Source organism: Burkholderia sp. PU8-34 (assembly GCF_053427725.1).
Genome location: NZ_JBSAXC010000016.1, coordinates 145,553 through 156,510 on the forward strand (window position 1 = coordinate 145,553; position 10,958 = coordinate 156,510).

7 protein-coding genes, 1 tRNA gene and 2 riboswitches are annotated in these 10,958 nt (G+C 67.5%); of the genes, 2 read left to right on the forward strand and 6 right to left on the reverse strand.

Features of this window, described 5'->3' with window-relative positions; all coding sequences use genetic code 11:
• Positions 1-7 precede the first annotated feature (7 nt).
• From gcvP to ACV22Z_RS29070, 5 genes are all read right to left on the reverse strand, one after another.
• On the reverse strand, positions 8-2,935 hold the full coding sequence (gcvP, locus tag ACV22Z_RS29050; RefSeq protein ID WP_448079693.1) for an aminomethyl-transferring glycine dehydrogenase: 2,928 nt from the start codon (positions 2,933-2,935) through the stop codon (positions 8-10).
• 157 nt (positions 2,936-3,092) lie between these two features.
• The gene (gene gcvH, locus ACV22Z_RS29055; protein WP_448079694.1) at positions 3,093-3,473 is read right to left on the reverse strand and encodes a glycine cleavage system protein GcvH; all 381 of its coding nucleotides are present in this window, start codon (positions 3,471-3,473) and stop codon (positions 3,093-3,095) included.
• Positions 3,474-3,577: 104 nt separating this feature from the next.
• A complete protein-coding gene (gene gcvT, locus ACV22Z_RS29060) occupies positions 3,578-4,696 on the reverse strand; it encodes a glycine cleavage system aminomethyltransferase GcvT (protein WP_448079695.1) in 1,119 nt (372 codons plus the stop codon).
• 82 nt (positions 4,697-4,778) lie between these two features.
• Positions 4,779-4,912: riboswitch (glycine riboswitch) on the reverse strand.
• Between the two features lie 31 nt (positions 4,913-4,943).
• A riboswitch (glycine riboswitch) is annotated at positions 4,944-5,047 on the reverse strand.
• Between the two features lie 109 nt (positions 5,048-5,156).
• The gene (locus tag ACV22Z_RS29065) at positions 5,157-5,537 is read right to left on the reverse strand and encodes a hypothetical protein (protein WP_448079696.1); all 381 of its coding nucleotides are present in this window, start codon (positions 5,535-5,537) and stop codon (positions 5,157-5,159) included.
• Positions 5,538-5,685: 148 nt separating this feature from the next.
• Entirely contained in the window at positions 5,686-6,738 is a 1,053-nt protein-coding gene (locus ACV22Z_RS29070) for an oxidoreductase (protein ID WP_448079697.1), read from the reverse strand.
• 427 nt (positions 6,739-7,165) lie between these two features.
• Here ACV22Z_RS29070 and ACV22Z_RS29075 point away from each other — a divergent pair, with 427 nt between their 5' ends.
• On the forward strand, positions 7,166-9,256 hold the full coding sequence (locus tag ACV22Z_RS29075) for a UvrD-helicase domain-containing protein (RefSeq protein ID WP_448079698.1): 2,091 nt from the start codon (positions 7,166-7,168) through the stop codon (positions 9,254-9,256).
• 138 nt (positions 9,257-9,394) lie between these two features.
• Here the strand turns inward: ACV22Z_RS29075 and ACV22Z_RS29080 are convergent, their stop codons facing one another.
• Positions 9,395-10,294, reverse strand: a complete 900-nt coding sequence (locus ACV22Z_RS29080) for a c-type cytochrome (protein ID WP_448079699.1) — start codon at positions 10,292-10,294, stop codon at positions 9,395-9,397.
• A gap of 252 nt (positions 10,295-10,546) precedes the next feature.
• Here ACV22Z_RS29080 and ACV22Z_RS29085 point away from each other — a divergent pair.
• Positions 10,547-10,622, forward strand: a tRNA-Arg gene (locus tag ACV22Z_RS29085).
• The last annotated feature ends 336 nt before the right edge of the window (positions 10,623-10,958 follow it).

Here is a 10,958-nt window from a genome sequence, read left to right on the forward strand (position 1 = left end):
GCGCGTGTTACGCGTATTCCGACATCGGCACGCACGAGCAGAACAGGTTGCGGTCGCCATACACGTTGTCCGCGCGGCCGACCGGCGGCCAGTACTTGTTCGTGCCGAGCGACGCGACCGGGTACGCGGCTTGCTCGCGCGAGTACGCATGCGGCCATTCGTTCGCGGTGACGACAGCCGCCGTGTGCGGCGCGTGACGCAGCGGGTTGTCCTCGCGGTCGGCGCGGCCTTCCTCGACCGCGCGGATTTCCTCGCGGATCGCGATCATCGCGGCGATGAAGCGGTCGAGTTCCTCCTGCGATTCGGATTCGGTCGGCTCGACCATCAGCGTGCCCGGCACCGGGAAGCTCATCGTCGGCGCGTGGAAACCATAGTCCATCAGGCGCTTCGCGACGTCGTCGACGGTGATGCCGCTCGTGTCCTTGATCGGACGCAGATCGAGAATGCACTCGTGCGCGACCAGCCCGCCCGGGCCCGAATACAGCACCGGGTAGTGCGGTGCGAGGCGCTTCGCGATGTAGTTCGCGTTGAGGATCGCGGTCTCCGTCGCGGCGGTCAGGTTCTTCGCGCCCATCATCGCGATGTACATCCACGAGATCGGCAGGATCGACGCGGAGCCGTACGGCGCCGCCGACACCGCGCCGATACCTTCTTCGCCGCGCGTATAGCCGGTCGAGTGCTGGTTCGGCAGGAACTTCGCGAGGTGCGCGCCGACCGCGACCGGGCCGACGCCCGGGCCGCCGCCGCCGTGCGGGATGCAGAAGGTCTTGTGCAGGTTCAGGTGCGACACGTCGCCGCCGAACTGGCCCGGCGCGGTCAGGCCGACCATCGCGTTCATGTTCGCGCCGTCGACGTACACCTGGCCACCGTGCGCGTGCACGATCTCGCAGATCTGGCGGACGTTCTGCTCGAACACGCCGTGCGTCGACGGGTACGTGATCATGATCGCCGCGAGGTCGTTCGCATGTTCGTCGGCCTTCTTCTTCAGGTCCTCGATGTCGACGTTGCCCTGCGCGTCGCACGCGACGACGACGACCTTCATGCCGGCCATGTGCGCGGACGCCGGGTTCGTGCCGTGCGCGGACGCCGGGATCAGGCAGACGTCGCGGTGGCTTTCGCCGCGCGACGCGTGATACGCGTGGATGATCAAGAGGCCCGCGTACTCGCCCTGCGAGCCCGCATTCGGCTGCAGCGACACGGCCGCGTAGCCGGTTGCCGCGACGAGCATCTGCTCGAGCTGGTCGATCATCTCGCGGTAGCCGACCGTCTGTTCGGCCGGCGCGAACGGGTGGATCTGGCCGAATTCGGGCCACGTGACGGGCAGCATTTCCGATGTCGCGTTCAGCTTCATCGTGCATGAGCCGAGCGGGATCATCGAGCGGTCGAGCGCGAGATCCTTGTCCGACAGGCTGCGCAGGTAGCGCAGCATTTCCGTTTCCGAATGGTGGCGGTTGAACACGTGGTGCGTCAGGTACGCGCTCGTGCGCTCGAGGCCGGCCGGCAGCGCGGCCGTGCCGCCGAGGCCCGCGTCGAGTGCATCGACGTCGGGCGCCGTGCCGCCCGCGGCTTGCGCGAAGATCGCGAGCAGGCTGGCGAGATCGGCGCGGGTCGTCGTCTCGTCGACCGAGATGCCGACCTGCGTGTCGCTCACGCGGCGCAGGTTCACGCGCTGCGCGTTTGCGAGGGCGTGGATCTGCGCGGTGCGTGCGCCGGTGTCGATCGTCAGCGTGTCGAAGAACGTGTCGTTGACAGTCGCGAAGCCGAGCTGCTTCACGCCGGCCGCGAACAGCGCCGCGATGCGGTTCACGCGCAGCGCGATCGTCTTCAGGCCGTGCGGGCCGTGGTAGACCGCGTACATGCTCGCCATGATCGCGAGCAGCGCCTGCGCGGTACACACGTTCGACGTCGCCTTCTCGCGGCGGATGTGCTGTTCGCGCGTCTGCAGCGCGAGACGCAGCGCGGGCTTGCCCTGCGCGTCGACGGTCACGCCGACGAGACGGCCCGGCATCTGGCGCTTGAATTCGTCGCGCACCGCGAGATACGCGGCGTGCGGGCCGCCGAAGCCCATCGGCACGCCGAAACGCTGGGTATTGCCGACCGCGACGTCCGCGCCCCATTCGCCGGGCGGCGTCAGCAGCGTCAGCGCGAGGATGTCGGCCGCGACGACCACGTGGCCGCCGGCGGCGTGGATCGCGTCGGTGAGCGCGCGGTAGTCGCGCACGTCGCCGTTCACGCCCGGGTATTGCAGCAGCACGCCGAACGCGTCCGACTGCGCGGCGTCGGCGGCCGGGCCCGTCTTGACCTCGATGCCGATCGGCAGCGCGCGGGTACGGATCACTTCCAGCGTCTGCGGCAGCACGTCGTCGGCGACGTAGAAGACGTTCGACTTCGGTTTGCCGATGCGCTGCAGCAGCGTCATCGCCTCGGCCGCCGCGGTCGCTTCGTCGAGCAGCGACGCGTTCGCGATCGCGAGGCCCGTCAGGTCGGCGACCATCTGCTGGAAGTTCAGGAGCGCCTCGAGGCGGCCCTGGGAAATTTCAGGCTGGTACGGCGTGTAGGCCGTGTACCACGCCGGGTTTTCAAGCACGTTGCGCAGGATCACCGCCGGGGTGTGCGTGTCGTAGTAACCCTGGCCGATGTACGAGCGGAACACCTGGTTTTTGTCCGCGAGCTCGCGCAGTGCGGCGAGCGCTTCCGCTTCGCTCTTCGGCTGGGCGAACGGGCCGAGCGGCAGCGTTTCCGCGCGGCGGATCGCCGCGGGAATCACGGCGTCGATCAGGGCGGCGCGCGACGCGAAGCCGAGCGTGTCGAGCATCGCCTTCTGGCTGGCGGCGTCAGGGCCGATATGGCGTTCGGCGAACGCGTCGTGCGTTTCGAGCGCAGCGAGCGAGAGGGGCGTGCGGTTCATCAGGCGGTCCGGGTGTTCGAGCTTCATGGTGTTCCAGTGTCGGCCCGAGTTGGCGCGTCAGCGCTTACTCGGGCCCCATGCTTCGCGGTCGACCAGAGTGGGCGCTTGGCGCCTGCTCTGGTCCCACGCGGGGCGCGGCCCGTGCTGCCGGGCCGGCGCGCCGCGCAATGCTTGGGTGGTTGAGTTAGCCGACCAGCTTCTCGTAGGCGGCTGCGTCGAGCAGGCTGTCGGTCGATGCGCCGTCGGCGAGCTTGATCTTGAACAGCCACGCGCTGTACGCGTCGCTGTTGACTTCGTCCGGTGCGTCGACGACTTCCGTGTTGACGGCGACCACTTCGCCCGACACCGGCGAGTAGATGTCGGACGCCGCTTTCACCGACTCGACGACGCCGACGGCGTCGCCTGCCTTCACCTGTTTGCCGACTTGCGGCAGTTCGAGGAAGACGATGTCGCCGAGCGTGCTTTGCGCGTGATCGGTGATGCCGATCGCCAGCGTGCCGTCGGCTTCGGTACGGATCCACTCGTGCTCGTCGGTGTACTTCAGTTCGGCCGGGACGTTGCTCATCGGATGCTCCTGATAGAAAGGGTGTGATTCTTCATTGCGGCGCACCGTGGCGGCGCGCCAGGTATTGTTTTGCCGGGCGCCATGCCGCCCGGCCCTCCAGGTCGTTACGCAGCGAGGACCTTGCCGTTGCGCACGAACGGCAGTTTTACCACGCGCGCGGGGAGTTGTTTGTCGCGAATCTGCACGTGCACGGTGTCGCCGATCTGCACGGCCGTCGGCACGCGCGCGAACGCGATCGATTCCTGCATCGACGGGGAGAACGTGCCGCTCGTGATCTCGCCTTCGCCGTGCGGCGTGACGACCTTCTGGTGCGCGCGCAGCACGCCGCCCGCCTTGCCGTTTTCCTTCTGCAGGATCAGGCCGACGAACGCGGCGCGCGAGCCGTCGCGCTCGAGCACGTCGCGGCCGACGAACGCGCGCGGCGCCGTCAGGTCGACCGTCCATGCGAGGCCTGCGTCGAGCGGGGACACAGTGTCGTCCATGTCCTGGCCGTACAGGTTCATGCCGGCCTCGAGGCGCAGCGTGTCGCGCGCGCCGAGCCCGCACGGGCGCACGCCGTTTTGCTGCAGTGCGTTCCACAGCGCTTCGACGTGAACCGCCGGGACGATCACCTCGAAACCGTCTTCGCCGGTGTAGCCGGTGCGCGCGACGGTGAGGTCGCCGAACGGCGTGCCCGCGACCTGCGCGGCGTTGAACGGCTTCAGCTCGCTCGTTGCGGCGCGCGCGGCGGGAATCGTCGTCCAGGCCTTTTCACGGGCGTTCGGGCCCTGCACGGCGACGATCGCGAAATCGCGGCGCGGCGCGATCGTGATGCCGTAGCCGCCTTCCTCGTTGAGCTGGTTGAACCACGCGATGTCCTTCTCCGCGGTGCCGGCGTTGACGACGACGCGGAAGAAGTCCTCGGTGAAGTAATAGACGATCAGATCGTCGATGACGCCGCCCTGCGGGTTGAGCAGGCACGAGTAGAGCGCCTTGCCGGGCGTCTTGAGCTTGCCGACGTTGTTCGCGATCGCGTGCTCGAAGAACGCGCGCACGCGGCTGCCGGTGAAATCGACGACGCACATGTGCGACACGTCGAACATGCCGGCGTCGGTGCGCACGGCCTGGTGCTCTTCGATTTGCGAGCCGTAGTTGACGGGCATGTCCCAGCCGCCGAAATCGACCATGCGGGCATTGAGCGCGCGGTGCGCGGCGTTGAGCGGGGTGTGTTTGAGTGCGGTCATCGAGGCCTCAGGCAAGCGCTTGCGCGCGGGACAATACGGCGATGTGTCGACCGCCGCGGCCTTGAGCCTGCGGACGATCCTGTACATCCCCTCTGTCCTCGATACCTGAGAGATTGCGTTGCGGGACCAGCCCGGCGAACGCGCGCCCCTTCGGTGGGCAGCCTGCCCGCGCTGACGATGCGCAACGGGCTACTGCCGCTCTCCAGAGTGCGAAGAACGTGGCCTGCGACATGCGCAGGCGGGGTTCTTCGACGCGGCCGGTCCTTTTGCCTGAGAGTTTGCGGGTATGCCCCTTCGGCGGCGCGACCGGCGTTGCTGCAACGCTGTCACGCGCTCTCCCGACGCGTGCGGGCGACTGTACGCGAGCCCGGAAGCCTTGTCAATTTGGGCAAATGAATGTCGCCTGGGGACAAGCGGCGACAGCGCGCCGCCGCGTTTTCGGTGCCGGCGGGCGCCGGCGTCACTCGCCGATCGCGCGCGCCGCGGTGTCGAGTTCCTGGTTCAGCACGCGCTGCTCGTCGGCCGACAGGCCGCCGCCGTGTTGCGCCGACATATCGTTCGATTCCTGGCGGATCACGTCGAGGCGGTGATGGAGCTGCGCGCCATACGGCGGCGGATAGTAGCCACCGTTCACGCGCGCATCGATCCGGCGGTGCAGGTTGTCGATCCGGCCCTGGATCTGCTGCATGCGCTCGTAGCCGACGACTTGCGGATTCACCTGCGGCGCCGGCGCAGGCGCGGGGCGCGGCGCCGGGCGAGGTTGCTGCGGCGGCGTGACGATGCACGCCGCGAGCGAGGAAACCAGGGCGCAGCATGCTGCCGCGCGAATCAACCGTTGCATCACATTCTCCAGGCGGTTTGGTGTCGGATCGACTTTTTTGAGAAACGCGTCAGACAGGAGTACCGCTGACTTTCGTTCCCGCGCGATTTGTAACCGATTGTTCTGAATTGATCGCGCGGGACGGAGCGGCAGCTCGGGGCCGATCGCTTCACACCACCTTGCGCACGAACGGCACGCGCCGGCCTTCGTGCTCGCTTTGCGCGGCGAGCTCGATGATCGTCATCACGTCGACCGCGTCCTGCGGCGTGACGGGGAACGGTGCGCCGTCGCGGATCGACGCGGCGAGCGCGCGATAGAACTCCGCGTACTGGCCGTCGAGCGTCGGCACCGGCCGCTCGGTTTCGACGTCGCCGTCGAGCACGCGCAGCAGGCCGGGCGGGTTGCCGCCGCCGAATTCGACGTGATCGGGCGTCAGGCCCGCCTTCAGCTGGTCTTCCTGCGTGTCGAGCCCGAACTTCTGGTAGCTGCCGCGCGTGCCGTGCAGCATGAAGCGCGCCGGCTCGATTGCCGACAGCGCGCTCGCGTGCAGCGCGACGTCCTTGTCCGGATAGCCGAGCTGCAGATGCACGAAATCGGGCGCCGAACCGTTGTCGCGGCGGACCTTGACCGTCGCGCCGACGGTTTCGGGCAGGCCGAACAGCGCGAGTGCCTGGTCGATCAGGTGCGGGCCGAGGTCGAGCAGCAGGCCGCCGCCGCGCGCGGCTTCCTCGCGCCAGCGGGTGCGCACCTGCGGCCGGAAGCGGTCGAAGTGCGACGCGACGTACGTGATGCGGCCGAGCTCGCCGGAGTCGATCACGCGGCGTACGGTCAGGAAATCGCCGTCCCAGCGGCGGTTGTGGAACGGCGCGAACACGCGGCTGCGTGCGTTCGCGAGCCGCGCGAGCGCGAGCGCCTCGTCGGAGGTGAGCGTCACGGGCTTGTCGACGACGACGTGGCGGCCGGCTTCGAGCACCTGGCGCGCGAGCGGGAAGTGCGTGTCGTTCGGCGTGGCGATCACCACGCATTCGATGTCGTCGAGACTCAGCAGCGCGTCGAGATCGGGCACGACGCGGGCATCCGGATACGCGGCCTTCGCGCGATCCGGCTGGCCGGTGGCGATCGCGGCAACCTGCGTGCGGCCACTCGCCGCGATCACCGGCGCGTGAAACGTCGCGCCGGCGAAACCGAAACCCATCAAACCAATCTTGAGCAATGACGACATGGCACTCCTTGGCAACAAGGGAAACGAAAGGATCAGGCACCTTGGCGGTGCCGACGACCGAATATTTTGGCACGGGGCCGGTGTGGGGATTCACGCATTTTGTCGGACGTATGGCGCGCGACCGACCGTGACCGGCTGTGCCGCGCGCGGCGGCACAGCCGTCGGTATCGCGCGAGAGGGGTTCGCCGGCGATCCAACGGTCACCCGATTGTCGCGCAGCGCGGCCGTCGCAAGGCGGAATTGGCCGAACGGACAAGGGCGCGATCACGCATCCGCCCGCCCGGCCCCGCCCGGCGGGGCTCCGGAAATCGCCGCCGCCGGCGTGTTAACATGCGCGTTCTGCCCGTGCGTCCGCATGCCCGACCTGGCACCCCGCGCGCGGCATCCTCCCGGCGTCCAGCCGTCAACCGCAACACCATCCGCAACCATGTCCGCAGGCCTCAATCCCGCTCAGAACGAAGCGGTGCGCTATCTCGACGGTCCCTGCCTCGTGCTCGCCGGCGCGGGCAGCGGCAAGACGCGCGTGATTACGCAGAAGATCGCGCACCTGATCGAAGCGAAAGGCTTCGAGCCGCGCCACATTGCCGCCGTCACGTTCACGAACAAGGCCGCCGCCGAAATGCGCGAGCGCGTGTCGAAGCTGCTCGAGGGCAAGACGCTCACCACGCCCGGCAAGGAAGGCCGCAAGGTGCCGGTGAACCAGCTCACCGTCTGCACGTTCCACTCGCTCGGCGTGCAGATCCTGCGCCAGGAGGCCGAGCACGTCGGCCTGAAGCCGCAGTTCTCGATCATGGATTCGGACGACTGCTTCGGGATGATCCAGGAGCAGATCGGCACGACCGACAAGGGCCTGATCCGCAAGATCCAGAACATCATCTCGCTGTGGAAGAACGGCCTCGTCACGCCTGAAGAGGCGATGACGATCGCAGCGAACGAGGACGAGCACCAGGCCGCGCTCGTCTACCGCAACTACGTCGCGACGCTGCACGCGTACCAGGCGGTCGACTTCGACGACCTGATCCGCCTGCCGACCGAGCTGTTCGCAAAGAACGAGCAGGTGCGCGATCGCTGGCAGAACAAGCTGCGCTACCTGCTGATCGACGAGTACCAGGACACCAATGCGTGCCAGTACGAGCTGCTGAAGCTGCTCGCGGGCCCGCGCGCGGCATTCACGGCGGTCGGCGACGACGACCAGGCGATCTACGGCTGGCGCGGCGCGACGCTCGAGAACCTCGCGCAGCTCGGCAAGGATTTCCCGAAGCTGCACCTGGTCAAGCTCGAGCAGAATTACCGGTCGACGGTGCGCATCCTCACCGCCGCGAACAACGTGATCGCGAACAACCCGAAGCTGTTCGAGAAGAAGCTGTGGTCCGAGCACGGGATGGGCGATTCGATCACCGTCACGCCGTGCAACGACGAGGAGCACGAGGCCGAATCGGTCGTGTTCCGGCTGTCCGCGCACAAGTTCGAGCGGCGCGCGCAGTTCCGCGACTACGCGATTCTGTATCGCGGCAACTTCCAGGCGCGGATCTTCGAGCAGGTGCTGCGGCGCGAGCGGATCCCGTACGTGCTGTCGGGCGGCCAGTCGTTCTTCGACAAGGCCGAGATCAAGGATCTGTGCGCGTACCTGCGCCTGATCGCGAACGCCGACGACGATCCCGCGTTCATCCGCGCGGTCACGACGCCGCGCCGCGGGATCGGCAACACGACGCTGGAAGCGCTCGGCTCGTTCGCCGGGCAGGCGAAGGTGTCGCTGTTCGAGGCGGTCTACATGGGCGGCATCGAGGCGCGGCTGTCCGCGCGCCAGGTGGAGCCGCTGCGGATGTTCTGCGACTTCATCCAGCGCCTGACCGACCGCGCGGACAAGGAGCCCGCGACCGTCGTGCTCGACGACATGATGGAGGCGATCCACTACGAGGCCTACCTGTACGACGCGTTCGACGAGCGGCAGGCGCAGTCGAAGTGGCAGAACGTGCTCGAATTCCTCGAATGGCTGAAGCGCAAGGGCACGAAGCCCGAGGCGGCGGAGGCGGTCGACGGCGAGGCCCAAGGCTTTCACAACGCGGACGGGCTCGCCGACACCGGCAAGAACCTGCTCGGCCTGATCCAGACCGTCGCGCTGATGTCGATGCTCGAAGGCAAGGACGAGGATCCGGACGCGGTGCGGCTGTCGACCGTCCATGCGTCGAAGGGGCTCGAGTATCCGCACGTGTTCCTGGTCGGCGTCGAGGAGGGGATCATGCCGCACCGCGGCGGCAGTGAGGACGACGGCCCGATCGACAGCGAGCGGATCGAGGAGGAGCGCCGGCTGATGTACGTCGCGATCACGCGTGCCCAGCGCAGCCTGCACCTGAACTGGTGCAAGAAGCGCAAGCGGGCGCGCGAGACGGTCGTGTGCGAGGCGTCCCGCTTTATCCCCGAGATGGGCCTCGACGATGCGCCGCCGCCCACGCCCGAAGAAGCGCCGATGACGCCGAAGGACCGGCTCGCGAGCCTGAAGGCGCTGCTGCAGAAGTGAGGTAGGGGTTGCGCGCGGTGCGGGGGCGGGGCGGGTCAAGTGCCGTCCGACCGGCAGACCGCGCCGTCCCGAGAAAACAAAACCCCCGCGGTGCTTGCGCAGCGCGGGGTTTTTTGTGGCCGGACCGTTGCGTCCGCGTTACTTCGCGGCGTTGACCATATAGTCGACGGCGGCCTTCACGTCGGCATCCGACGCGGTCGATCCGCCCTTCGGCGGCATCGCGCCCTTGCCGTGCAGCGCGTAGTTGTAGACGGTGTCCATCGAGTCCTTCAGCCGCGGCGCCCAGTCGTCCTTGCTGCCGAACTTCGGCGCGCCGAGCACGCCCGCTGCGTGACAGGCCTGGCAGACCTGCGTGTACAGCGCCTTGCCGGCGGATGCGGCGTCAGCGCTCGCCGGCGCGGCGGCGGGCGCTTCACCTGCCTTCGGGATCGCGGCGATCGCGGCCTGCGCGGCGGCGATTTGCGCGCTCGCGGCATCGGCGGCGCCGGACGCGGGGGCGGCGCCTGCGGCCGTGGCGGCTGGTGTGGCATTCGCGGCCGGCGCGGCCGGTTCGGGGAAATTCGCGCCGTCGTTGTTCGCCATGTAGACGATCGCGCGGGCGATCTCGTAGTCGCTGTAGTCGTCGGGGCTCGTGCCGCCGCGCGGGGGCATCGCGCCCTTGCCGGCGAGCGCCGTCTTCAGCAGCGTGTCGAAGCCTTGCGCAAGGCGCGGCGCCCAGTCGTCCTTGTTGCCGAACTTCGGCGCACCCGCGGCGCCGGTGCCGTGGCAGGCCACGCAGACGGCCTTGTAGACTTCCTCGCCGGTCTTGTAGGTGCGCGGCGCGTTGGCGTCCTTCACGTCGACCTGCGCGAGCGGCGCAATGCGCTTCGCGACCTGTTCGTCGGACAGCGCATTGGTGCCGGCGCCCGAGCGGAACGCAACGTTGGCGTAGGTGGCGAACAGGATGATGAAGACTATGGGGATCGCGAACGACGCGACGATGACCGCAATCAGCTGCCGGGGGGTTTTGACGGGAGATTCGTGGGATGCTTCGCTCATGCTTGCCTCGTCTCCGTGAATAGGAATTGTGAGCGGTGCAACGGCAAAATGGCTGTTAAAAGAAGCTCGGACGATTATAGACGGAACGTTTACATCACGGCGAGCGGCGCGGTGGCGCGTGTTTACCCGCACGGAAGGGGCTTCGGCGGCTGATTCGGCGCGCGTGGTGGACGCGTCATGGGAAACCGGGTATCCTTGCCGTCTTGCCAATCGTGGGCGACCAAAGTATCTGGGGTCGTTTCACTGTCACAGGCGCCCGTAGCTCAATGGATAGAGTACTGCCCTCCGAAGGCAGGGGTTGCTGGTTCGATCCCAGCCGGGCGCGCCAAGAATTTCTTTAGATTCAGGTATTTACGGTAGCAACCGCAAACCTGTTTCGATCTCAGCGCACACCCCGCGTCGTATACGAGTCCGATGGTTCCCGGTCAATTTCTGCTTGGTTTGACCTGAGCGAGATTGCTCAGGCACCTTTATTTTACTCTGCCGGACTCGCGAGGCAGTTCCTCCCTCATACCTACCCGGTCAACCGGTGCCGACGGCAGAATGTTCGCGCGGACGAGACCTGATGCGGAGACCAAATGGCGAATCCAAGCTGGACGGACTACGTTGGTGCGCAGCAACCAGATTAAGGCTCCGGACTTGCGGCTGGCGCTTCGGAAAGATT

Excerpts from the sequence above, each read along its gene's own strand:
- ACV22Z_RS29065 (WP_448079696.1), bottom strand. The coding sequence starts at position 5,537 with ATGCAACGGTTGATTCGCGCGGCAGCATGCTGCGCCCTGGTTTCCTCG.
- ACV22Z_RS29075 (WP_448079698.1), top strand. The coding sequence starts at position 7,166 with ATGTCCGCAGGCCTCAATCCCGCTCAGAACGAAGCGGTGCGCTATCTC.
- gcvP (WP_448079693.1), bottom strand. The coding sequence starts at position 2,935 with ATGAAGCTCGAACACCCGGACCGCCTGATGAACCGCACGCCCCTCTCG.
- gcvH (WP_448079694.1), bottom strand. The coding sequence starts at position 3,473 with ATGAGCAACGTCCCGGCCGAACTGAAGTACACCGACGAGCACGAGTGG.
- gcvT (WP_448079695.1), bottom strand. The coding sequence starts at position 4,696 with ATGACCGCACTCAAACACACCCCGCTCAACGCCGCGCACCGCGCGCTC.
- ACV22Z_RS29070 (WP_448079697.1), bottom strand. The coding sequence starts at position 6,738 with ATGTCGTCATTGCTCAAGATTGGTTTGATGGGTTTCGGTTTCGCCGGC.
- ACV22Z_RS29080 (WP_448079699.1), bottom strand. The coding sequence starts at position 10,294 with ATGAGCGAAGCATCCCACGAATCTCCCGTCAAAACCCCCCGGCAGCTG.